This is a genomic window from Flavobacterium piscinae, assembly GCF_004122145.1.
Classification (GTDB): domain Bacteria; phylum Bacteroidota; class Bacteroidia; order Flavobacteriales; family Flavobacteriaceae; genus Flavobacterium; species Flavobacterium piscinae.
In genome coordinates this window covers 236941-261005 of the sequence record NZ_SBKQ01000003.1, presented here as the reverse complement: position 1 = coordinate 261005, position 24065 = coordinate 236941, and the positions used below count along the sequence as shown (strand labels likewise).

Sequence of the window (24065 nt, the reverse complement as noted above, 5' to 3'; positions counted from 1 at the left end):
TTCAATTGTGTTTTTAATCACTATTAACCGGAATTTCTACTTCTTCGAAAATATTATTTCCATTTGCATCTTTACCTTTATAAAACTTAAATAAATAATTTTCTTTACTGATTACTTCAAAATTAAATGATGTTTCAAGCAATTCGTCTTCATTTGCAAGGCAATTTGCCCTGTTTGTCACAATACTTTGAATGCCTACAGTTCTTTCATTTAGAAATCGTTCAAAATATATACCTCCGAACGTGTGACAATTTGATGGGAGTTTATAATACAACTTAATTTCGTGTGTACTCAAATAATCAAAAGTGTCCGGAATTTCAAAATCTTCAACGGCAAGAATTTCATAGTGAAAATTAGGTCTGTCATCCTCTGTGATATCACATGAAGTTGTCAATGTGAACGCAAATAATAACAAAATAAATTTTTTCATAATTTAACTTTTATTAATATGTAGTAGATGCTTAATTTTTCAAAAGGTTGCGTTGCAAACACAAAAAAACCCGAAATTTTTCGGGTTTAGTTTTTATTCTGTTTCTTTAATTTTTTCTTTAATTTTTAATTCTAACTCTTCGGCTAATTCAGGATTGTCTTTGATGAGAGCTTTTACCGCATCACGCCCTTGACCTAATTTTGTTTCTCCATAGCTAAACCAAGAACCTGCTTTTTTAATGATTTCAAATTCAACTGCTAAATCCAAAATTTCTCCTGTTTTGGAAACGCCTTCTCCATACATAATGTCAAACTCGGCTGTTCTAAATGGAGGAGCAACTTTGTTTTTAACAACTTTTACTTTGGTTCGGTTTCCAATTACGTTTTCACCGTCTTTAATTTGTGATGATCTTCTGATATCTAAACGAATGGATGCATAAAACTTTAAAGCATTTCCTCCGGTTGTCGTTTCGGGATTTCCAAACATCACCCCTATTTTTTCTCTTAATTGATTGATAAAGAAAACGGTACAGTGTGTTTTGCTAATAGTGGCAGTCAGCTTTCTCAATGCTTGGGACATCAAACGGGCGTGTAATCCCATTTTTGAATCACCCATTTCTCCTTCAATTTCACTTTTTGGTGTTAAAGCAGCAACCGAGTCGATTACAACGATATCAATAGCACCTGAACGAATAAGGTTTTCGGCAATTTCCAGAGCTTGTTCACCATTATCCGGTTGCGAAATGATTAAATTTTCAATATCAACACCTAATTTTTCAGCATAATTTCTGTCAAAAGCATGCTCAGCATCAATAAATGCAGCAATTCCACCGGCTTTTTGAGCTTCGGCTATCGCATGAAGTGTCAATGTTGTTTTTCCGGAAGATTCAGGACCATAAATTTCTATAATTCTTCCTTTCGGATAACCGTTAACTCCTAAGGCTAAATCGAGACCTAATGAACCGGAAGAAATACTATCAACTTCTTCTACTGCTTTGTCTCCCATCTTCATGACAGTACCTTTTCCGTAGGTTTTGTCTAATTTGTCTAATGTTAATTGCAAGGCTTTTAATTTTGCTTCTTTTTCTGTACTCATAATAATGTGGCTTTAAATTGTTATATATAGTTTGTAAAAATACTATTTTTTTCAATTGTTAATAATTTATTTTACTCAAAAAGAAAACATTTTTACTGAAAAGGTTTTCATACTTTTGCGATGATTTCTAAACACAATGCAAAAATTCATTTCTTATCCGATTTCAGTCATTTATTACTTCCTTTTTGGGTCATTCTTGTGTGTATTTCATCCTATTCAATGGGTTTGTTTCAATTGGTTTGGTTACGAAGCTCACAAAAAAAGTGTAAGTGTTTTGAATTTTTTTTTGGTACGAACAACTCATTTACTTGGGACTACTTATGATTTTCAAAACAGAGATAAATTACCCAAAGGTGTTCCGTTAATCATTGTTGCCAATCATCAGAGTTTGTATGATATTCCGCCAATTATTTGGTTTATGCGAGATTGGCATCCAAAATTTATCAGTAAAAAAGAATTAGGAAAAGGCATTCCGAGTGTTTCATACAATTTAAGACATGGGGGCTCCGTTTTAATAGACAGAAAAGATCCCAAACAAGCTCTACCGGCTATCAAAGAAATGGCAGAGTATATTGAAAAAAACAATCGTTCTACCGTAATTTTTCCCGAAGGAACAAGAAGTAAAACAGGTGTGCCAAAAAAGTTTTCAGAAAACGGATTGAAAATTTTATGTAAATATGCCCCTTCGGCCTACATTGTGCCCATTTCAATCAATAATTCATGGAAAATGGTTCGTTTTGGTCAATTTCCTATGGGATTAGGAAACAGATTAACATTTACTATCCAAGATCCATTTCCAATTAATGGAATCCCATTTGAACAAATAATGGAAAGAACTGAAAATGCCGTAGTAAACGGAATAAAAAATTAAAACATGTCTATAAAAAACATTCGTTTAGAAGTAATGCAATTATTGGAAAAGAAAGTAGATTCATTTATGAATGATTTTTTGATTCCGGTAGAAAAAATATGGCAACCTTCTGATTTGTTACCGGATTCTGAAAATGAAACTTTTTTTGAAGATGTTACCGAGTTGCGTGAAATTGCCAAAGAATTGCCTTATGATTTTTGGGTAGTTTTGGTAGGAGATACCATCACAGAAGAAGCTTTGCCAACCTATGAATCCTGGTTAACCGAAGTGGAAGGTGTAGATAGTGAAGGCCGAAACGGCTGGTCGAAATGGGTTAAACATTGGACGGGTGAAGAAAACCGTCACGGTGATGTGTTGAATAAATATCTTTATTTGTCCGGGCGTGTGAATATGCGTGAAATTGAAATGACTACCCAACATTTAATAAATGATGGTTTTGATATTGGCACCGGGAAAGACCCTTATAAAAACTTTGTTTATACCAGTTTTCAGGAGTTAGCTACTTATATTTCCCATAATCGCGTTTCGCAAATTGCCAAAAAATTTGGAGATAAGAAACTTTCGAAAATGTGTAAGTTGATTGCCGGTGATGAAATGCGTCATCATCATGCTTATGGTGAATTTGTGAATCAGATTTTTAAAGTAGATCCGAGCGAAATGATGTTGGCGTTTCAATACATGATGAAGCAAAAAATAGTGATGCCTGCTCATTTTCTTCGTGAATCAGGTCAAAAAATCAGTTCTGCATTTGAACATTTTTCCGACTCGGCTCAGCGAATTGGCGTTTATACAGCTTCTGATTATGTAGAAATTCTTCAAAAACTTGTTGGCAAATGGGAAATTGATAAAATCAACGGTCTAACAGATGAAGCCGAAAAAGCCCGCGATTATCTAATGAAACTCCCTGCCAGAATGGCTAAAATTTCGGAACGTTTGGTTATTCCGGAAGTTGAAAATGTATTTAAATGGGTGCAACCGGCCTTGGTAAAATAAAAATGACACTTATTGATAAAACCATTCTTTTTGTAAAACAACAACTTCAACATGCCGAAGGTGGTCACGACTGGTTCCATATTGAGCGGGTTTATAAAAATGCAATATTAATTTCCCAAGAAGAAGTTTGTGATGTCACCGTTGTAAAATTAGGATCTTTATTACACGATATAGCCGATTCAAAATTTCATGATGGAGACGAAGAAATTGGTCCAAAAATAGCCCGAACATTTTTAGAAAGTGAAAATGTATCTGAAGAAATTATAGATCATGTTGTCCAAATCATCAAAAATATTTCGTTCAAAGGCGGAAATTTTGAAAAAACTTTTTCATCCAAAGAATTAGAAATTGTGCAAGATGCTGACCGATTGGATGCCTTGGGAGCTATTGGAATTGCGAGAGCTTTTAATTATGGCGGATATAGAAACCAACAGTTATATAACCCTTTAATTGCACCAAAATTAGATATGACTAAAGAAGAATATAAGAAAAATTTATCTCCCACTTTAAATCATTTTTATGAAAAACTCTTACTTCTAAAAAATAAAATGAATACCAAAACCGGAAAAAAATTAGCTCAAGAACGTCACCGTTTTATGGAAACATTTTTGAGCCAATTTTATGCAGAATGGGAAGGGGAAAAATAGTTATTCTCCTTTAAACTCTACTTTTCTTTTCTCTAAAAATGCTGTAGTTCCCTCTTTAAAGTCAGCAGTTCCAAATGATTTTCCAAAGTTTTGAATTTCTATTGCATATCCATTTACACCATCTTTATAATTGGCATTCACTGCCGCAATGGCATTAGAAATGGCAACGGGAGAATTTTTTGCAATTTTTGAAGCAATTCCTTTCGTAAATTCTATCAATTCCGCTTGTGGAACAATGTGATTGACTAATCCATAATTTTTTGCGGTTTCAGCATCAATCATCATGGCACTCATAATCATTTCCATGGCACGACCTTTTCCAACTAATTGTGGTAAACGTTGCGTTCCTCCGTAACCGGGAATTACACCAAGTGTGACTTCGGGTAAGCCCATTTTGGCATTATCAGAGGCAATTCTAAAATGTGCGGACATCGCTAATTCTAATCCGCCACCCAAAGCAAATCCATTTACAGCAGCAATAACCGGTGTGGATAAATTTTCCACAAAATCAAACAATAATTCTTGTCCTTTTGCAGCTAAATTCTCACCTTCTTCTACAGAAAAATGAGCAAATTCTGAAATGTCGGCTCCGGCTACAAATGCTTTTTCACCACTTCCGGTGATAATTATGGCTCGAGTGGATTTGTCTTTATTTTCCAAATCAAAAGCGAGATGCAGTTCTTCAATGGTGGCTTTGTTTAAGGCATTTAACTTGGCAGGACGGTTAATTATTATGGTAGAAATACCATTTTGTTTTTCGATTAAAATATTCTCGTAATTCATGATTCTTTTTTTTATTCGTTGGTATTTAAGGGAAAAGTAACAGTAAATGTAGTTCCTATATTTTGTGCAGATTCAAAGGTAATTGTTCCGTTGTAATTTTCGATGATTTTTTTGATGATGCCTAAACCAAGGCCCATTCCACTATTTTTGGTGGTGAATTTAGGTTCAAAAATTTGTGTTTTATTGTTCTCTAAAATACCAATACCATTATCTTTTACTTCAATAATAACATTGGAATTTTCTTTTGAAACGGATAATAAAACACTTGGGTTTTGGTTTTCTTCCGTAATGGCTTGTGTTGCGTTTTTTACTAAATTGGTGATGATTCGAATTAATTGTGTTCGGTCCATCAGCATAAAAATTTCCTTTTCTGTGGATTCAAACTGAATGTAATTTTCATTAAAAATTTCCAATCCAAGCTGAACAACTTCTACCACATTAATGCGTTCATTTTGCTGAGCAGGCATTGATGCAAAGTTTGAAAACGCATTGGCTACCGAACTCATGATGTCAATTTGCTGTAATAATGTTTTAGTGTAATCGTCTAGTTTTTGTTTGATGTTTGGATCTTGTTCGTCAAATTTCCGCTGAAAACTTTGCACCGTCAATCGCATGGGTGTTAAGGGATTTTTTACTTCGTGTGCCACCTGTTTAGCCATTTCACGCCAAGCTTGCTCGCGTTCGCTTTGGGCCAGTTTAACAGCACTTTCCTCTAGTTTATCCACCATGTTGTTATAGGCTTCAACCAATAATCCAATCTCTCTGCTACTGGTTTCCAACTCAATTTTTTCGTTTTTTTTGTTCAACTGTGTTTCCGTTATTTTGTCGGAAATTGTTTTAATGGATTTCGTAATAAAACTCGACAAAAAATAAGCCAAAACCACCGATAGTAAAAGCATAAAAGCATAAACTTGTCCAAATCGAATCATAAACTTTCTCAATTCACGCTCATAATAACCATCATCTTCTATATAGGGAAGATTCAATATGGCTAAAGGTTTAAATTGTAAATCTTTGATTTCGCTGAAAGACGATAAATTTTTAATTCCATTAATTTGTTTTACTTCTACAAATCGTTTATCCATACTCGATTGAACTAGCCTGATAATGTAATCCGGAATAGATTTTGGGTCGTCATCAATCGCAAAAGAAGATTTTGATGATTTTAAAAGTTTTCCCTTTAAATCATAAAAATTTATTTCCAAAGAGTGTATGTCAGAAAGTTCGTGAATTTTATCTCTTTCTGAAAAAATGAGTGGAATATTTTCTGTTGTTAAAGGATATGTTGTGTTTTTGAGTATGTAATTGATGTTTTCTTTTATTGCTGTTTCTTTTCGTTCTAATCGTTCCTGATGGTATTCTCTTGCTTCATTTCTAAATTGAATAATAGAAACAGAAGCAATCAAAATAGAAGAAATTACGGTTAGAAAAATCATCGAAATGAAAATTCTGACCCGAAGTGAAAGGTTACTTATTTTTTTTGAAAAACTCATTGGTTTCGTTCCCTAATTCGTTTATACATTTTAAAACCAATCATAATCAATATTGAAAAAACAAAAATCCCGATTACACCATAAATCCAATTGATGGCATTTTTTAAAATCACTAAAAATACAACTGCAAATAAAATTAAGGTCGCTCCTTCATTCCATAAACGGAAAAAGGTAGAGCTTTTTTTAACCTCGTTTTGTTGTAATTTTTTAAAAATAAGATGGCATTTGATGTGATAAGCATATAATAAAACCACAAAACCTAATTTAACCAACATCCAATCTTGTTCTAACCAAGAAGGAATTAAATACAACAACCAAAAAGCAAATAGACTTGCCAAAACGGCACTTGGCCAAGTGATAATGTACCACAAACGGTATTGCATTAATTGGTATTGTTGGATTAAAATACTTTGTTCGGGTTCCGGTTTTTCTTTGGCTTCAGCATGGTATACGAATAATCTTACGATGTAAAATAACCCGGCAAACCAAGTAATAACAAAGATGAGGTGTAATGCTTTGATGTAGTTATAAAATTCCATCCGGTTTTTCAATCAGTTTAGTAGTCATTTCCTTCCTCAAAAAGTAAGCCGTTATTATCGTAGATAAAACATCTGCAATTGGAAAAGCGACCCATACTCCAAAAATACCAAAATAATTTGGCAAAATGAGTACAAGTGGAATCAGAAAAAATCCTTGTTTGGATAACGTGAGCAGCAATGCCGGAATTGCCTTTCCGGCCGCTTGAAAATAAGCGGCTCCAATTAATTGGAGAGCAATAATGGGTGTAGCAGCAAAAACCCATCGCAATGCATCCGGGGTTTCTGCAATAACATCAACATCGTTTGTAAAAACGGAAACTATGGGTTTGGCAAAAATTAATATTAAAACAAAAATAAATGTTGCTAAAAGAGCCGCATATTTTATTGAAATCGAAATGGTTTCTTTTACTCGATTATAATTTTCTGCACCATAATTGTATCCGGCAATTGGAAGAAATCCGTGTGTAATTCCCAAAATGGGAAATAATGCAAACATCAACATTCTACTGATGATTCCATAAACTACAACAGAATGTTCGCCACCATAGGTAAATAAAGTATGGTTAATGATAATCGCCAAAATACTTACTACACCTTGACGAGAAAACGTAACTAATCCGAGCGAGGAAATTTCTTTTACAATTGAAAAATCAAATTTATAATGAGGGAGTGACGGTTTTAATTCACTTTTTGTAATGAAAAACCATAGAATAAAAACAAAACACATAAAATAGGAAAGTGTGGTTGCTAAAGCCGCTCCGAACATTCCCATATCTAAAAATTTGATGAATACAATATCAAGAAAAATATTGCCAAAGGCCGGAATAATCATGGCCATCATGGCAAATTTGGCCTTGCCTTCAGCACGTATCACATTGTTACCCATCATACAAAGTGCCAAAAAAGGAACACCAATTAAAACCGGGATAAAAAATTCTTTAGCCGGCTGCATAATTTCGCCATTGGCCCCAAAAAGTAGCAGAATTTCATCGGAAAATAAAAATCCAACTGTTACAAAAAACAAAGCCAAAGCCATAGTCATCATGATTTGATTACCAAAAGTTCGATAGGCTTTTTCTTTGTCTTTTGCTCCTAAAGCTCTTGAAATAATGGAGCTTCCGCCAATTCCAATTGCCATTCCTAAAGAAGAAATTAGAAAAGTAATGGGTAAAACTACCGTAACGGCTGCTATGGCCAACGAACCAATCCATTGACCCACGAATATGGTGTCGACTAAAATATTAATCGACATAAAAAGTATGCCAATAGAAGCCGGCACAGCTTGTTTTATCAACAATTGTTTGATGTCATCTGTACCTAAAGCTCCCGAGGATTGTGCCATTATTTTGCAGTTTCTGTTTGAGCAAAAGCCCATTGGTCAATCCATCGGCTTAAGGTTTTGCACCAATCGTCGTCGTCGTTTAAACAAGGGATAGCTAAGAATTCTTCGCCGCCATGTTCTTTAAACTCATGATTGGCTTCCATGGCAATTTCTTCCAAGGTTTCCAAACAATCAGATACAAAAGCAGGTGTAACAACGGCTAATTTTTTGATCCCTTTTGCAGGCATTTTGTTGATTTCCACATCGGTGTAAGGGGTGAGCCATTTATCGCCGGCTAAACGCGATTGAAACGTTTGACTGAATTTTCCTTCTGGAATTCCTAAAAATTCAACCACTTGTTTGGTGGTTTCATAACATTGATGACGGTAGCAAAATTCGTGAGCAGGAGATGGTGTGTGGCAACACGAACCGTCAATTTTGCAATGACTTTTGGTGATATCGGTTTTGCGAATATGACGTTCCGGAATGCCGTGATATGAAAACAATAAATGATCATATTCAAAATCTTCCAAATGCTTTTTAATGGAATTGGATAAGTCTCTGATATAATCTTTTTGGTTGTAAAAAGCCGGAAGAATAGTGAAATTCATATTTGGGAATTTCTTTTTACGAATTTCTTCTGCCAAAACTAAAATGGTCACGGTTGATGCCATTGCGTGTTGCGGATATAGAGGGAAAAGCATCACTTCGGTCACGCCTTGATCGTGTAATTCTTGTAATCCCGATTCAATACTTGGTTTGCCATAACGCATCGCTAAACTCACCGGAATACTCGTGTTAGCTTGCACTTTTTTATGCATTCGTTTGGATAACACAATGAGAGGCGAACCTTCATCCCACCAAATTTTGGCATAAGCTGCGGCTGATTTTTTTGGTCGGGTTTGCAAAATTATTCCGCGAACTATCAACGCTCGCAATAAAAACGGAACGTCAATCACATATTTATCCATTAAAAATTCATCTAAATACGGCTTGACATCTTTAGGGGTTGGACTTTCGGGCGAACCTAAGTTGACTAATAATACTCCTTTTTTCATTTTTTATGTAGCAATTTATTTTTTCTAATTCGACAATGACATTAAATATTTTTTCGGCGTTGTTCCGAATTTCTTTTTGAACGCAGCAATGAAATGCGAAGCGGTGCTATAACCAATTTGCACACCCACTTCATTTACATTGTAAGTTCCACTGTCTAACAATTTACGGGCGTATTCCATTTTATAATCAAACAAAAAACTGTACACACTATCGCCATAAATTTGTTTGAAACCCATTTTTAGTTTCTTTGAATTCAGACCCACTTGATCGGCCAATTCTTGTAAACCCGGAGGTTCTGCCATGTTGGAAATGACAATTTCTTTGGCTTTTTTTATTTTCAATACATTTTCTTCATCAATCAAAAACGGACAATGGTCGGCGTTCGGATCTTCGTTGCGGTTAAAGTACAAACTTAACAGTTCATAACCTTTTCCTTTGTAATAAAGATTTTTTATAGAAGCATTGAGGTTGTAATGAAAGATTTGATTGAGCACGATGGCCATCGATGGACTTATGTTTTCCTCGGCATAATATTTTTTCTCCCGATTATTATCACTTAAAAACGGAATATATTCTGCTTCGGCTGAAAATAAAGCATGGAATTTTTTTATTGAAACCAATACGGAAATTATCCAAGATTGGGGTGCAATTTCCAAATGAACCGGCAATTCTTTTTGCGGATTATAAAGTAAAAGTGATTTTTCTTCCTTCATTTCCAACGCATAATTGCCTTGGTTGAAGATAAATTTTGCTTTTCCTTTTAATCCAAAATGAAATTGAATTAAACCCGTAGACACCTGTCTTTCAAAGCGAACCACCTCTTCGGAGTCGTTTTGAAAGCGAATTAAAATAAAGTCATCTTCAATTTTTATTTCTTCTTGAGAACCCATAGCGACATTTTTTCGTATATAATTCAGAAGGCTTGAATTTTGTTTATTTAGAATTATTCTAAACAAACACTTTCTTAAGCATTGAGAATGCTACAAATATAAAAGAAAATACGATGAAAAGTACATTTTGGATTGCTATATCTTCAAGCGACACAAAAAGTACTTTGAGCGATACTTTTATAGAATAGATAATGATAATTTTGTTCAACATTTTAGGAAAAGTGTATTTATGGAAAATTTAAACCTGTCAAAACATCAAACGTTTTATGCCGTTGGATTGAGTTACAAAAAAGCAGATGCGGAGACACGCGGAAAATTCAGTTTAGACGAAAAAGCCAAAACCAATGTATTGCGTCAAGCAAAATTGGAAGGAATCGATAGTTTAATTGTTACCTCAACGTGCAACAGAACAGAAATATATGGTTTTGCACAACATCCGTTTCAATTGATTAAGTTGATGTGTGAAAACAGTGTTGGCACTGTTGAAGATTTTCAAAAAGTGGCTTATGTTTATAAAAATCAAGAAGCCATTTCGCACATGTTTCGCGTAGGAACCGGTTTAGACAGTCAGATTTTAGGTGATTTTGAAATTATATCTCAAATTAAAAATAGTTTTGTTGAAAGTAAATCGTTAGGTTTAGCTAATTCTTTCTTAGAGCGATTGATTAATGCCGTCATTCAAGCCAGTAAACGGATTAAAAACGAAACAGAAATCAGTACCGGAGCGACTTCGGTTGCTTTTGCTTCAGTTCAGTATATTTTAAATAATGTAGAAGGCATTTCTCAAAAAAACATTTTGCTTTTCGGGACAGGAAAAATAGGTCGAAATACGTGTGAAAACCTTGTCAAGCATACAAAAAATGACCACATTGTTTTAATTAACAGAACAAAAGATAAAGCAGAAAAAATTGCCGGAAAATTCAATTTAATTGTAAAAGATTATACTGAATTACCGCTAGAAATTCAAAAAGCCGATGTGCTAATTGTGGCTACCGGTGCACAAAATCCTACCATTGACAAAGATATTTTAAATCTCAAAAAACCACTTTTAATTTTAGATTTATCCATCCCCAAAAATGTAAACGAAAATGTGAAATCATTGGAAAATGTTTCATTAGTTCATATGGATTATTTATCGCAATTGACAGACGATACCTTAGAAAAAAGAAAACAACATATTCCGGCTGCTGAAGCCATCATAGATGAAGTGAAATCGGAATTCATTTCGTGGATGAAAGCCAGAAAATTTGCCCCAACGATTCATGCTTTGAAAGAAAAATTGAATTCTATTAAAGACGGCGAATTGGATTTTCAACGTAAAAAAATCGCCAATTTTGATCAGGACCAAGCGGAAATCATCAGCAACCGAATCATTCAAAAAATTACAACCCATTTTGCTAATCATTTGAAAGATGACAACACGATGGTGGATGAAAGCATCGAATGGATTGAGAAAATTTTTCAAATTGAAACGGCTGTAAAATGAGTAAAACCATCAAAATTGGAACTCGCGACAGCGAACTCGCACTTTGGCAAGCTCATACCGTTGAAAAAAGACTAAATGATTTGGGTTACCAAACTGAAATTATTTCTGTAAAATCAACCGGCGACATTATTCTTGACAAACCACTTTACGAACTCGGAATTACCGGAATTTTCACCAAAACGTTGGATATAGCAATGTTGAAAGGCGAGGTAGATATTGCTGTTCATTCCATGAAAGATGTACCGACGGCTTTACCCAAAGGAATTGTGCAAGCGGCAGTTTTAGAACGAGCTTCAACATTAGACATTTTGGTTCACAAAGGTGATTTATCTTTTTTAGAAACTTCGGGAATAATTGCTTCAGGAAGTTTACGACGAAAAGCCCAGTGGTTGAATAAATATCCAACCCATCAAGTAGAAGATTTACGTGGAAATGTAAACACTCGCATGCAAAAATTAAAAGAAAGCAATTGGAAAGGTGCGGTATTTGCTGCCGCAGGACTCGAACGAATTAATTTAAAACCGGAAACATTCATCAACCTGGATTGGATGATTCCCGCTCCCGCTCAAGGAGCAATGGTAGTGGTTGCTATGGAAGACGATAGTTTTTCGAGAGAAGCTTTGACTCATTTAAATCATAAACCATCCGAAATTTGCACTTTTGTTGAAAGACAATTTCTCAAAACACTTGAGGGAGGTTGTACCGCACCTATTGGAGCACTTGCTACGATTGACAAAAATCAAATTACATTAAAAGGAGTTCTTTTTTCTCTAGACGGAAAAGAAAAGTTAGTAATAGAAAAAACCATAAATAACTCATTATTTGAAAATTTTGGCGAACTTTGTGCTACTGAAATTTTAGAAAATGGTGGTTCTGAATTAATGCAAACTATAAAAACTGCATTAAACCAAAAGCACTAACTATCGCTTTATGGAAAAAGATTCTTTATTTAAGATAATCTACCGGTTTTTTGATCTTATTGTATTGACTTACATCGTTTTCGATTTTGGATATAGTATTCATGAGGAGTACCATACACCCAAATTCATTGGTTTAGTTCTTATCGCCATAGCCTTATTTGCATTCAACGTTTTTAAATATTTTTATTATAAATCGAAAGGAAGGAAAAAAGTTGCTTTAGTTAATTCGATTATCATTGGTGTTTTATTATTGATTTCGTTCTTTATTTCTATTGTAAATATTGATTTGCATTATTTGGATGTACTTCGTAAAATCCGTCCCATTTTAGAAGCCGGATTGATTTTTTATTTTATCATTCGATTAATGATTTTGGTGCGGTATGTTTATGAGGTGTATTACAATCCGGCGATTGTATTTGTGGGTAGTTTTTTTGCCATCATTATATTAGGATCTTTTTTATTAATGCTGCCAAATGCCACAACGAATGGGATTTCTTTTACCGATGCACTTTTTACCTCCACCAGTGCGGTTTGTGTAACCGGATTAATTGTTCTGGATACAGCAACTGATTTCACCACAGTTGGTCAAACCATTATCATCAGTTTAATTCAAATTGGCGGATTGGGAATTTTGACATTTACTTCGTTTTTTGCCTTTTTCTTTCGAGGAAGCTCTTCGTTTAAGGAAGGATTAAATGTAAGAGACTTTATCGCTCAAGATACTTTAAAGGATGTTTTAAAAACAGCTTTGAATGTGGTAATATTTACCTTAAGTGTGGAAATGTTAGGGGCATTATTTATTTATTCATCTATTTTAGATAATCCAAATATTGAAAATAAAGTCTTTTTTTCATTGTTTCATGCTATTTCAGCTTTTTGTAATGCCGGATTTTCAACGTTATCTTCCGGCTTAAGCGAAAGTTATATTCAATTTAATTACTATATGCAATGGGTTGTAATTGTTATGGTTGTTTTTGGCGGATTAGGGTACAACATTATTTTTAATTTTTATCAATATTTAAAAATTTATGTGTTAGAGTTTTTTGACCGAAACAGAATTCACAAGCAAGTAAGTATTATGACCTTAAACTCTAAAATTGTACTCTATACAACTGGAGCATTATTGCTTGGAGGATTTGTTTTTTTATGGATGTCGGAATACAACAATACGATGAATTATCATAAAACATTATTCGGAAAAATTACATCAACTGCGTTTAATGCAGTGACCCCCAGAACAGCAGGTTTTAATACCATCGATTTTACAGAATTTACAGTTCCTACACTGTTGTTCATCATCTTTTTAATGTGGATTGGTGCATCGCCTGCCTCAACCGGAGGTGGAATAAAAACAAGTACCTTTGCTTTGGCAACCTTAAATATTTTTGCCATTGCCAGCGGAAAAACCAGAATACAACTTTTAGGACGAAGAATTTCCAGCGAATCGACTTCCAGAGCTTTTGCTATTTTATGCATTTCATTGATAGTGATAGGTTTTGCTATTTTGGCATTATTAATTTTTGAACCTAAAGGAACTGATTTGCTTTCAGTAGTTTTTGAATGTTTTTCGGCGTACAGTACTGTAGGATTGTCATTGAATTTTACACCTACATTAACCGAACCCAGTAAATATGTACTGATTGTAACTATGTTTATCGGAAGAATCGGGATGCTTAACTTGATGATTGGACTACTTCGACAAATCAATCATCAGTTTTATGAATTCCCAAAAGAGAATATTTTAATTAACTAAAATCTAAGAGAATGAAAATTATCATTTTTGGATTAGGAAATTTTGGAATGTCATTGGCCTTAAGCCTAACAGAAACAGGTAATGAAGTGATTGGTGTTGATAAACAAATGGACAAAGTCAATTTGATTAAAGACAAAATTTCACACGCAATTTGTATGGACTCTACCAATGAATTAGCCTATGAAGCCTTACCTTTAAAGGATGCTGATAAAATTGTTGTGGCAATTGGAGAAAACGAAGGAGCAGCCATTATCACCACTGCCATTATCAAAAAATTGTCTAACGTGAAAATCATTAGTCGAGCATTATCACCCATTCACGACACGGTTTTGGAAGCAATGGGGATTTACAGTATCATCCATCCGGAACAAGAAAGTGCTGATCGTTTGACCAAACAAATCAACTTTAAAACGACTTTAGAAAATTATCAATTAGATAATAATTACACGATTTCTGAAGTAAAGTCGAAACCTGAATTTCATGGTAAAACATTGTATGAATTAAATACAATTGATAAATACCACTTGAATTTAGTAACAATTATCCGGAAAAAAGAGAAAACAAATTTAATCGGGAAGAAATCAATTGTCAAAGAAACAATCGGTTTGCCAACTCCGGAAACTGTGATTTATGAAGATGATATCTTGGTGGTTTTTGGCGATAATAAAAATATTTCAATTTATTGTGAAGGACAAGATTAACGTTGGAAAAAGCAATCAAAATAGTATCTACCAAAAAACTTCAACCTAATCAAAAACAGTTTTTACTCAATGCAGATTTTCGATTGATTGAAGCTGACTTTATTCAAATTGAATTTCAAAAACTTGAATTAAATTCTACTTTTGATTATTTGATTTTTACTAGCCAAAATGCCGTTTTAAGTGTTTTACAGAATGAAAATCATTTCATTTTAAAAGAGAAAAATTGTTTTTGTGTCGGAATAAAAACAAAGCAACTTTTAAAAGAAAACGGATTTAAAGTTGAAAATTCATTTGAATATGCAGAAGATTTAGTGGATTATTTGTTAAATAATTATTCGGATAAAAAATTTACTTTTTTCTCGGGCAATTTAAGAAGAGATACTATTCCAACTTCTTTTCAAAAAAACAATATCATTTTTGAAGAGTTTGAAGTCTATAAAACCATTTTAACACCACATAAAATTGATAATCCGTTAGATGGAATTTTGTTTTTTAGTCCGTCTGCTGTTCAGAGTTATTTGAAAGAAAATTCAATTTCTAATGAAGTTTGTTTTTGCATTGGGAAAACAACCGCAGCAGAAATTGAAAAAACAACAAAAAAAATTGTGATTGCAAACCAACCAACGGTAGAAAACGTAATCATACAATGTATTAATTATTATAAAAATCCTATGTCTGACAAAATTCTGTCGATATAAAATATTCAATTATGTTAAAAAATGACCTTTTCCTAAGAGCCTTAAATAATGAAACGGTTGAGCGACCACCCGTTTGGATGATGCGTCAAGCCGGACGATACTTGCCTGAATTCAGAGCTTTGCGTGACAAATACGATTTTTTTACTCGATGTGAAACACCTGAATTAGCAGCGGAAATTACAGTACAACCCATCCGAATTGTAAAGCCTGATGCCGCTATATTATTTTCAGATATTTTGGTTGTGCCAAGAGCAATGGGAATTCACGTGGAATTAAAAGACAATTTAGGACCAATTATTCCTAACCCGATTCGAACCATGGAACAAGTGAACCAAGTTTATGTTCCGGATGTGAATGAAACGTTAGGGTATGTTTTTGATGCCATCAGACTAACCAAAGAAATGTTGAATGATGAGGTGCCATTGATTGGTTTTGCCGGTTCGCCTTGGACCATTTTTTGCTATGCTGTGGAAGGAAAAGGGTCAAAAAGTTTTGATACTGCCAAAGGGTTTTGTTTTTCAAATCCGATAGCCGCTCATTCTTTATTACAAAAAATAACCGATACAACTATTTTATACTTAAAGGAAAAAGTAAAAGCCGGTTGTAATGCTATACAAATTTTTGATTCGTGGGGCGGTATGCTTTCTCCGGTGGACTATCAAGAATTTTCTTGGCAATACATCAATCAAATTGTAGAAGCATTAGCTCCGCACACCAAAGTAATTGTTTTTGGAAAAGGATGTTGGTTTGCTCTAAATGACATGGCGAAATCTAAAGCTTCGGCTTTGGGTGTAGATTGGACGTGTTCGGCCAGAAATGCACGTTATTTATCGGGCGGAAAAATCACCTTGCAAGGGAATTTTGACCCATCACGGTTATTATCACCCATTCCAACCATCAAAAAAATGGTACATCAAATGATTAATGAATTTGGAAAAGATAGTTATATCGTAAATCTTGGGCACGGAATTTTACCAAACATTCCTGAGGATCATGCAAAAGCTTTTGTAGAAGCGGTGAAGGAATATAAAAATTAATGTCTTACTATTATTTTTATTTGTTTTTCTCCATCATAACAATATAACTTGAGATTATAAATCCCACTGGAAAAAGAACTTACATCAAGCTGAATTTCATTTTGATTCGAATTTTGAAAGCTAGCTAATTTCCTTCCATTAAGGTCAAAAAGGTCAATTTTAGTTATATTTTCAATGTTTTTTAAAAAACAAACAGATTTGTCATTTTCCGGATAATAAACAATTATTTCTAATTCTTTATCTTCTGATAATGATAGAATAGTTGGTTCACAAACCGTAACTTCAGGAGTTAAATTGGAATAAAAGAGTTCACCATTTTTAAAAAAACAATTCAATAACCCTACGTTATTTATATCCGGATGACCTCCGGGTGCATTAATCAGGGATAAAGAACCAACACCTTCGACCCAAATTGCATTTTGAGTACTGATTTGATTGGTTTCGTGAGGAGAAAAATAAAAGTGTTTTCGCATGGTTCCCGACCAAATTTCAACATTTCTGATAGAATCTAAAACATACAAACCGCCTTCTTCAGGAAAAGGGGTAATGGGGTTTTTCATCTCAAATGTATCTCCTTCTTCCAATCCAAAATCATAAAGTAAATATTCATCAATTCGATTAGGACTAATTTTTGTCAGAGAAACCTTTTTTTCTGCAACATCTTCATGAAGCAAAAATGTTCTTGAAATATAATGGTAACCATCAAGAATTTTGTGATTTTTATTATTCACTAGTGTATCACCATTTGTATAATAGATATCGGTTAAACAACCTTCATAACAAGTTGTAAAATGCCATTCGTTTTGAGTATCGAGCAGAGGAATATAGGTTTGACCTATTATGGTAAAACAATTTAAAAATAAACTGATATAGATAATTTTTTTTAGCATACGCGTTTCAAATATAGGTATTTTTAATACCAAAATTATTCCGTTCTCTTTGATTTTTCAATCTTCAACAATCGTTAAACCTGATTCAATTTGATTGTGGTTTGAAATTAAAATCTAATTTTGATTTAAAATAGTACACAATGTTAGAGTTTAAAGAATATGACAAGAGTTATTCCATTTATGAATCAAATTTGGGAACAAAAAAAATGCCGCTCACCACGTGGGATTTTTATGGAGATTTCTTAAGTCAATTAAATAAAATAATAGCTGATCAAAATCAATTAGAATTATTGGCGACATTTAACGATTGGAAAACAGAAATTGATTTGAATAAAGCAATTGATGTGGATACCGTGGTTGTGGTAACTTGTCCAAGTTTAAAAATTGTTTTTTCCACCAAAAATATGGAAAAAATGAACGGTTACCGACCCGAAGAAGTTCTTGGGAAAACACCAAAAATGTTTCAAGGTCCCGCCACATGTGTTGAAACTTCAAAAGAAATTGGTCATGCAGTAAGAAATAAAATTCCTTTTGAAAAAGTAGTTACAAATTATTGCAAAAACGGTTCTTTATACCAATGTCATATCAAAGGTTTTCCTATTTTTAATACATCAGGAGAACTGACAAATTTTATTGCATTTGAAAAAGCTGCATAAACTGCATAAGCATAAAAAAAGGAGCTGAAATAAGCTCCTTTTTTTTATAAATTTTTATTGGTGTTTTTTTATGAAATATCAGAAACTCTCAATGTATTAACCATCCCTTTTTCAGCAATTGGCATAGCTGCTAAATTAATCACCATATCACCTTTTTCTACAAATCCTTTTTCTTTCGCTAATTTGTTTACATCTTCCACTGTATCATCCGTGCTGGCAAATTTATCATAGTAAAACGAGCGTACCCCCCATAACAAATTCAGTTGAGTTAGTATTCTTTTGTTGGATGTGAAAACCAAAATATGAGCACTTGGTCGCCAAGCAGAAATCTGGAAAGCCGTATATCCACTATTTGTTAAAGTAGAAATAGCCTTTGCTTTAATTTCATTGGCCATAATTGACGCATGATAACAAATGGATTTGGTAATAAATCGTTTGGTACGAACATGTGGCGGATTATGTGGAACGGTTATCAGCGGACTATCTTCTACTGAACGAATGATTTTAGACATCGTTTCAATCACTTCTACGGGATAGTTTCCTACGGAAGTTTCTCCTGAAAGCATCACGGCGTCTGCACCATCCATCACCGAGTTAGCTACGTCGTTTACTTCCGCTCGGGTTGGTGTTAAACTGGTGATCATTGTTTCCATCATTTGCGTAGCAACAATTACCGGAATTCTAGCCGTTTTAGCTCTGTGAATTAATTTTTTCTGTATCAATGGAACTTCCTCTGCCGGAACTTCAACACCTAAATCACCACGGGCAACCATTAAACCATCACAAAAAGCAACAATTTTATCAATGTTTTCTACTGCTTCCGGTTTTTCAATTTTGGCAACAATTGGAATTTTATAAGAAGAATGTTTTGCAATCAAATCCTGTAATTCTTCTAAATCTTTGGGTGTTCTAACGAAAGAAAGAGCAATCCAATCTACTTCATTTTCAATAGCAAATAAAGCGTCTTTGATGTCTTTTTTAGTCAAAGCAGGTAACGAAACCTTGGTGTTAGGGAGGTTTACTCCTTTTTTTGATTTTAATGGGCCGCCTTGTATAACTTTACAAACAACTTCAGTAGTACCATTGGTTTCCAATGCTTCAAACATTAATTTTCCATCATCCAAAAGAATTTTTTCACCCGGATTTACATCACTTGGAAATTCTTTGTAATTCATATAAACACGTTCGGCAGTTCCCGGCACATCTTCTGCAGTTTGAAAAGTGATAATGTCTCCCTTGCTCACCACAACATCTTCTTTCATCACACCCACGCGTAGTTTTGGACCTTGTAAATCGGCTAAAATGGCAGTGGTGTAGCCGAATTCTTCATTTAATCCCCGAATGATGTTGATGCGTTCTTTCACATCGTCATAATCGGCATGAGAAAAATTGATTCGAAACACATTAACCCCGGCATCCACCATGTTTTTAATAACCTCTTTGGTACTGCAAGCAGGCCCTAATGTGGCAACAATTTTGGTTTTTTTGTTGATTGGCATATTGTTTTTTAAAAAATTAAATTGTTTTTAGATTTTATACGACTTTTATCTACAGCATATACTGTTGTGATTAGGTCGATGGTATTTAGTTTTATCACTATATTGTTAAGAATGATTTGGTCTTCATCTCCTTCAATTTTAAGAAAAAAATCTACTGTTTTAAATTCAGGTAAAAAATAAACCATGTTGCTAAATTCTTGTTCTTCATTAAAAAGATTGATGATTTTGCTTTTTTGAGGGAGAGAAACTTCTTTTTTGTTTTCAATTAATGTCCAAAAAATTTCTTTTTTATTGTCTTCAAATATGAAATTTGGGAATCCAGTTTTTTGTTTTTCCGAACCGATTAAAATATCTTTTTTATTCCGATGCAGTAAAACGGGTAGGTTTTGGTTTATAAAATAGGCAACTCGATAATTTTCCAAGGGAGTATGAATGGCGATTAGCTGATAGTCAGCTTCTTCGAAGTCGTCAATGAATAATTTATGAATAGCCATATTTAACATTCAAACAAGATGTAAATATAGTGTTTTTAACCTATAAAAACAGACAGATTTCTTAACTTAACGATAATTTATGAACGAAAACGATGTAGTTTTTGAGATTTCTACAATTTTTTGTCCATTTTTTCTTGGAATGCGAAAAAAGCACGCTTGGAGGCAATTTCTTCTGCCTTCTTTTTTGAAGTAGCTCTTGCTTTGGCAATTATTTTGTTATCAATACTTAATTTAACACCAAAATAGCGTTGGCCATCATTCCCATTGTCATCAAAAACGTCATAATGAAAAGGTTTTTTTTCCTTTTGGCACCATTCGATGACTAAGCTTTTATAGCTAATTACTTTTCCTTCTAATTTTGCAATATCAACATATGGAACAATCACTCGTTTGTAGATAAATTTTTCGCAATAAGTATAGCCTTTGTCTAAAAATATAGCTCCCACTAAGGCTTCAAAAATATTACCGTGAATGTTTTCTCCAAAATGTTGAGAAGGTACTTTACTGTCTACTAATTGGATTAGGTTTAAATCCCTTCCGAGTTCATTTAAATGCTCACGACTCACAATTTTTGAACGCATTTTAGTGAGGTAACCTTCGTCTCCGGAGGGCACTTCATTAAACAAATGGCTTGCAATTACTGCACTAAGCATAGCGTCACCCAAAAACTCTAATCGCTCATAGTTGATAGGGTTTCCTTTTGTGTCTAACTTGTTAGATGAGCGATGAGTAAAGGCTTTTTGATAGTATTCAAGGCTATTGGGCTTAAACCCGAGTATTTTATGAATGGCTTCAAAAAAAATCCCGCCTTCAAGAGGACGGGAATTTTTGGTAAATATTTTTTTAAAAACGTTCATTGAAATTTAGTCTTCCAATTTTTTAAACAAAACACAAGCGTTGTGTCCACCAAAACCAAAGGTGTTACTCATCGCAACTTTGATATCTCTCTTTTGAGCTTTGTTTAAAGTCAGGTTTAACTCCGGATTAATGTTTTCATCCACGACAGAATGATTAATAGTAGGAGGAATTATTCCATGTTTAATGGCTAGGATGGAAGCGATCGCCTCAATTCCTCCAGCAGCACCAAGCAAATGCCCGGTCATTGATTTGGTGGAATTGATGTTGATTTTTTTGGCATGATCTCCAAACACAGCACTAATTGCTTTCAATTCGGCAACATCACCCAACGGAGTTGAGGTTCCGTGTGTGTTGATATGATCGATATCTTCCGGATTCATTTTTGCATCACGCAAACAGTTTTTCATTACGGCAATCACACCTATTCCCTCCGGATGTGGTGCTGTTAAATGATACGCATCGGATGACATACCGCCACCGCCAACTTCACAATATATTTTTGCTCCACGAGCTTTAGCGTGTTCATATTCTTCTAATACTAAAGCACCGGCACCTTCGCCCAATACGAATCCGTCTCGGGTAGCATCAAAAGGTCTTGAAGCGGTTTCCGGGCTGTCATTTCTGGTTGATAAAGCGTGCATGGAATTGAATCCGCCCATGCCTGCAATTGTAACCGCTGCTTCAGAACCGCCTGAAATAATAACATCACACAATCCTAATCGAATATAGTTAAAAGCATCAATCAATGCATTGGCTGAAGAAGCACAAGCGGAAACAGTCGTATAATTTGGACCCATAAACCCATTTTTCATCGAAATATGAGCTGGGGCAATATCAGCAATCATTTTTGGGATAAAAAACGGATTAAATTTTGGAGTTCCGTCTCCTTTGGCATAATATAAAACTTCTTCTTGAAAAGTTTCTAATCCTCCGATTCCCGCTCCCCAAATGACACCAACTCTGTGTTTGTCAACGTTGTCTCCGGTAATTCCGGCATCTAAGATAGCTTCGTCACTGGCCACAATGGCATATTGAGCAAATTTATCCATTCTCCGGGCTTCTTTGCGGTCAATAAATTCTTCCACATTGAAATTTTTTACTTCACAGGCAAACTTTGTTTTGTGTTTTTCTGTGTCATAATAGGTTATAGGTGCGGCTCCACTCACGCCGTTAATGAGACCATTCCAGTATTCCTGAATATTATTTCCTATGGGTGTCAAAGCACCTAATCCGGTAACAACTACTCGTTTTAACTCCATTTTGTTAAAAATTTATTGGTACGAATATAAACAAAAAAACCCTGAAATTTATTGAAATTTAAAAATCAGGGGAGTTTTTTTGTGTATGTGTGTGATTGAATGACAATCAATAATTTAGATTTAATAAAATAATAACACCCGTTCCGGATAAGCAGAACGGGATGTTTGTAGTTATTATTTTTTAGCCTCTTCGATGTAAGAAATAGCTTGACCTACAGTAGCAATGTTTTCAGCTTGGTCGTCTGGAATTTGAATATCAAATTCTTTTTCGAACTCCATAATTAGCTCAACAGTGTCTAATGAATCAGCTCCTAAATCGTTTGTGAAGCTTGCTTCTGTTACAACTTCGTTTTCGTCAACACCTAATTTGTCTACGATAATCGCTTTTACTCTTGATGCAATGTCTGACATAATCTTTTAAATTTTAGTTTAATTGTTGGCAAAAATAAAAAACTTTATTTTAAAACAACATTTTAGTTCATAAATCTGACCACGAATTTAAAAAATTAATTTGACAATAGAAGCTCAAACCTTATAAATTCTCGTTTCTTTTTTGTTTTTTTGCGTAATAAAAATTACAGGAAACATGAAGAACATCGTGATTTTTGCCTCAGGAACGGGTTCCAATGCTGAAAACATCATTCATTATTTCAAAAATAATTACTCAAAATCGGTCGTCGCTGTTTTTTCAAACAATTCTAATGCCAAAGTTATTCAGAAAGCAAAAAACTTGAATGTTCAAACAGTTATTTTTAATAAACAGGAGCTTTCCGGTGATTTTGTGCTTTCTAAATTAATTGACATAAACCCTGATTTAATTGTATTAGCGGGGTTTTTACTTAAATTTCCGGAACATATCATCCAAGAATTTCCCAATAAAATTATCAATATTCATCCGGCATTATTACCCAAATATGGAGGGAAAGGCATGTATGGCAATCATGTGCATCAAGCCGTAATGGATAATAAAGAAACCGAAACCGGCATCACCATTCATTTTGTCAATGAGCACTATGACGAAGGAGGAATTATCTTTCAAAAATCTGTTTCCATCACCGACTGCTCTTGTATTGAAGACATTTCTAAGAAAGTGCATCAATTGGAACAAGAATTTTTTCCACTAATAATTGATCAACTCCTATCGACTAATTCCAATTAACTCTAACCCAACGTCTAAAAACATGTCCCACGAAGTCCACATCTACACCGACGGAGCAGCCAAGGGAAATCCCGGACCCGGTGGCTATGGTGTTGTGATGGAATTGGTGGGTTCGCCCTATAAAAAAGAATTCTACGAGGGCTTTCGTTATACGACCAACAACCGAATGGAACTTTTAGCCGTGATTGTAGGATTAGAAAAACTAAAAAACCCAAACACATCTGTTTTAGTTACTTCTGATTCAAAATACGTAGTGGATGCCGTAGAAAAACGTTGGGTTTTTCAATGGGAAAAGAAAGGTTTTGCCGGAAAGAAAAATCCCGATTTATGGTTACGGTTTCTTAAAGTCTATCGCAAGCATAAAGTAGATTTTAAATGGGTAAAAGGACACAACAGCCATCCACAAAACGAGCGTTGTGATGAATTGGCAGTTTATGCATCCGGTTTACCGAATTTATCTGTAGATGCTATTTATGAAAAGGAAGAAGGTAAACTATTTTGAAAAAAAATTTCTATTTTCTTAAAGTTTGGGTG

At 34.2% G+C, this 24065-nt stretch carries 26 protein-coding genes; 12 read left to right on the top strand and 14 right to left on the bottom strand.

What is annotated here, in order from left to right; translation table 11 throughout:
• Positions 1 to 13 precede the first annotated feature (13 nt).
• Positions 14 to 430: a hypothetical protein gene (locus EQG68_RS04070; protein ID WP_129463503.1), complete on the bottom strand. Its 417-nt coding sequence runs from the start codon at positions 428 to 430 to the stop codon at positions 14 to 16.
• A gap of 93 nt (positions 431 to 523) precedes the next feature.
• Positions 524 to 1525 carry a recombinase RecA gene (gene recA / locus EQG68_RS04065; RefSeq protein WP_129463502.1) on the bottom strand — a complete coding sequence of 334 codons (1002 nt, stop codon included), beginning with the start codon at positions 1523 to 1525 and terminating at the stop codon, positions 524 to 526.
• A gap of 136 nt (positions 1526 to 1661) precedes the next feature.
• Between recA and EQG68_RS04060 the strand changes: the two genes are divergently transcribed.
• From EQG68_RS04060 to EQG68_RS04050, 3 genes are read left to right on the top strand one after another with little or no spacing between them, the layout of a single operon-like run.
• On the top strand, positions 1662 to 2396 hold the full coding sequence (locus EQG68_RS04060) for a lysophospholipid acyltransferase family protein (RefSeq protein ID WP_129463501.1): 735 nt from the start codon (positions 1662 to 1664) through the stop codon (positions 2394 to 2396).
• Between the two features lie 3 nt (positions 2397 to 2399).
• Positions 2400 to 3389 (top strand): acyl-ACP desaturase, encoded by a 990-nt coding sequence (locus EQG68_RS04055; RefSeq protein WP_129463500.1) that lies wholly within the window; start codon positions 2400 to 2402, stop codon positions 3387 to 3389.
• Entirely contained in the window at positions 3362 to 4036 is a 675-nt protein-coding gene (locus tag EQG68_RS04050; RefSeq protein ID WP_246011632.1) for an HD domain-containing protein, read from the top strand. Before EQG68_RS04055 ends, EQG68_RS04050 begins: the two co-directional genes overlap by 28 nt.
• Here EQG68_RS04050 and EQG68_RS04045 read toward each other — a convergent pair whose 3' ends face one another.
• The 6 genes from EQG68_RS04045 to EQG68_RS04020 are packed head-to-tail and all read right to left on the bottom strand — an operon-like array spanning position 4037 to position 10121.
• Positions 4037 to 4819: an enoyl-CoA hydratase/isomerase family protein gene (locus EQG68_RS04045; RefSeq protein WP_129463499.1), complete on the bottom strand. Its 783-nt coding sequence runs from the start codon at positions 4817 to 4819 to the stop codon at positions 4037 to 4039.
• A gap of 11 nt (positions 4820 to 4830) precedes the next feature.
• Positions 4831 to 6255 carry a sensor histidine kinase gene (locus EQG68_RS04040; RefSeq protein ID WP_129463566.1) on the bottom strand — a complete coding sequence of 475 codons (1425 nt, stop codon included), beginning with the start codon at positions 6253 to 6255 and terminating at the stop codon, positions 4831 to 4833.
• Positions 6256 to 6308: 53 nt separating this feature from the next.
• Positions 6309 to 6851: a CopD family protein gene (locus EQG68_RS04035; RefSeq protein WP_129463498.1), complete on the bottom strand. Its 543-nt coding sequence runs from the start codon at positions 6849 to 6851 to the stop codon at positions 6309 to 6311.
• Positions 6838 to 8193, bottom strand: a complete 1356-nt coding sequence (locus EQG68_RS04030) for an MATE family efflux transporter (protein WP_129463497.1) — start codon at positions 8191 to 8193, stop codon at positions 6838 to 6840. Before EQG68_RS04030 ends, EQG68_RS04035 begins: the two co-directional genes overlap by 14 nt.
• Positions 8193 to 9230 (bottom strand): ferrochelatase, encoded by a 1038-nt coding sequence (gene hemH / locus EQG68_RS04025; protein WP_129463496.1) that lies wholly within the window; start codon positions 9228 to 9230, stop codon positions 8193 to 8195. Before hemH ends, EQG68_RS04030 begins: the two co-directional genes overlap by 1 nt.
• A gap of 24 nt (positions 9231 to 9254) precedes the next feature.
• Positions 9255 to 10121 carry an AraC family transcriptional regulator gene (locus tag EQG68_RS04020; RefSeq protein ID WP_129463495.1) on the bottom strand — a complete coding sequence of 289 codons (867 nt, stop codon included), beginning with the start codon at positions 10119 to 10121 and terminating at the stop codon, positions 9255 to 9257.
• A 229-nt stretch (positions 10122 to 10350) separates the two neighbouring features.
• Here EQG68_RS04020 and hemA point away from each other — a divergent pair, with 229 nt between their 5' ends.
• Genes hemA through hemE form a run of 6 tightly spaced genes read left to right on the top strand, consistent with a single transcriptional unit; the run spans position 10351 to position 16716 of the window.
• Positions 10351 to 11607, top strand: coding sequence for a glutamyl-tRNA reductase (hemA, locus tag EQG68_RS04015; protein ID WP_129463494.1), 1257 nt, complete (start codon positions 10351 to 10353; stop codon positions 11605 to 11607).
• A complete protein-coding gene (gene hemC, locus EQG68_RS04010; RefSeq protein ID WP_129463493.1) occupies positions 11604 to 12527 on the top strand; it encodes a hydroxymethylbilane synthase in 924 nt (307 codons plus the stop codon). The genes hemA and hemC overlap by 4 nt, the downstream gene beginning before the upstream one ends.
• Before the next feature lie 10 nt (positions 12528 to 12537).
• Positions 12538 to 14280, top strand: coding sequence for a TrkH family potassium uptake protein (locus EQG68_RS04005; RefSeq protein ID WP_129463492.1), 1743 nt, complete (start codon positions 12538 to 12540; stop codon positions 14278 to 14280).
• 11 nt (positions 14281 to 14291) lie between these two features.
• A complete protein-coding gene (locus EQG68_RS04000; RefSeq protein ID WP_129463491.1) occupies positions 14292 to 14981 on the top strand; it encodes a potassium channel family protein in 690 nt (229 codons plus the stop codon).
• A gap of 2 nt (positions 14982 to 14983) precedes the next feature.
• Entirely contained in the window at positions 14984 to 15679 is a 696-nt protein-coding gene (locus EQG68_RS03995; RefSeq protein WP_129463490.1) for a uroporphyrinogen-III synthase, read from the top strand.
• Between the two features lie 11 nt (positions 15680 to 15690).
• Positions 15691 to 16716, top strand: coding sequence for a uroporphyrinogen decarboxylase (hemE, locus tag EQG68_RS03990; RefSeq protein WP_129463489.1), 1026 nt, complete (start codon positions 15691 to 15693; stop codon positions 16714 to 16716).
• Here hemE and EQG68_RS03985 read toward each other — a convergent pair.
• Positions 16713 to 17606: a T9SS type A sorting domain-containing protein gene (locus tag EQG68_RS03985; RefSeq protein ID WP_129463488.1), complete on the bottom strand. Its 894-nt coding sequence runs from the start codon at positions 17604 to 17606 to the stop codon at positions 16713 to 16715. The two genes, hemE and EQG68_RS03985, sit on opposite strands and share 4 nt — an antisense overlap.
• A 140-nt stretch (positions 17607 to 17746) precedes the next feature.
• Here EQG68_RS03985 and EQG68_RS03980 point away from each other — a divergent pair, with 140 nt between their 5' ends.
• The gene (locus tag EQG68_RS03980) at positions 17747 to 18262 is read left to right on the top strand and encodes a PAS domain-containing protein (RefSeq protein ID WP_129463487.1); all 516 of its coding nucleotides are present in this window, start codon (positions 17747 to 17749) and stop codon (positions 18260 to 18262) included.
• Positions 18263 to 18330: 68 nt separating this feature from the next.
• On the opposite strand, the gene pyk is transcribed toward EQG68_RS03980, so the two are convergent.
• The 5 genes from pyk to EQG68_RS03955 all read right to left on the bottom strand — a co-directional run bounded on the left by pyk (position 18331) and on the right by EQG68_RS03955 (position 22783).
• Positions 18331 to 19761 (bottom strand): pyruvate kinase, encoded by a 1431-nt coding sequence (pyk, locus tag EQG68_RS03975; RefSeq protein WP_129463486.1) that lies wholly within the window; start codon positions 19759 to 19761, stop codon positions 18331 to 18333.
• A gap of 8 nt (positions 19762 to 19769) precedes the next feature.
• On the bottom strand, positions 19770 to 20255 hold the full coding sequence (locus EQG68_RS03970) for an IPExxxVDY family protein (protein WP_129463485.1): 486 nt from the start codon (positions 20253 to 20255) through the stop codon (positions 19770 to 19772).
• Between the two features lie 110 nt (positions 20256 to 20365).
• Entirely contained in the window at positions 20366 to 21112 is a 747-nt protein-coding gene (rnc, locus tag EQG68_RS03965; RefSeq protein WP_129463484.1) for a ribonuclease III, read from the bottom strand.
• A gap of 6 nt (positions 21113 to 21118) precedes the next feature.
• Positions 21119 to 22372 (bottom strand): beta-ketoacyl-ACP synthase II, encoded by a 1254-nt coding sequence (fabF, locus tag EQG68_RS03960; RefSeq protein WP_129463483.1) that lies wholly within the window; start codon positions 22370 to 22372, stop codon positions 21119 to 21121.
• 174 nt (positions 22373 to 22546) lie between these two features.
• Positions 22547 to 22783 (bottom strand): acyl carrier protein, encoded by a 237-nt coding sequence (locus tag EQG68_RS03955; protein WP_007137004.1) that lies wholly within the window; start codon positions 22781 to 22783, stop codon positions 22547 to 22549.
• 175 nt (positions 22784 to 22958) lie between these two features.
• On the opposite strand from EQG68_RS03955, the gene purN reads away from it, so the two are divergent.
• Complete coding sequence (purN, locus tag EQG68_RS03950) at positions 22959 to 23531, top strand: phosphoribosylglycinamide formyltransferase (RefSeq protein WP_129463482.1); 573 nt, start codon at positions 22959 to 22961, stop codon at positions 23529 to 23531.
• 22 nt (positions 23532 to 23553) lie between these two features.
• Positions 23554 to 24033, top strand: a complete 480-nt coding sequence (rnhA, locus tag EQG68_RS03945; protein WP_129463481.1) for a ribonuclease HI — start codon at positions 23554 to 23556, stop codon at positions 24031 to 24033.
• The last annotated feature ends 32 nt before the right edge of the window (positions 24034 to 24065 follow it).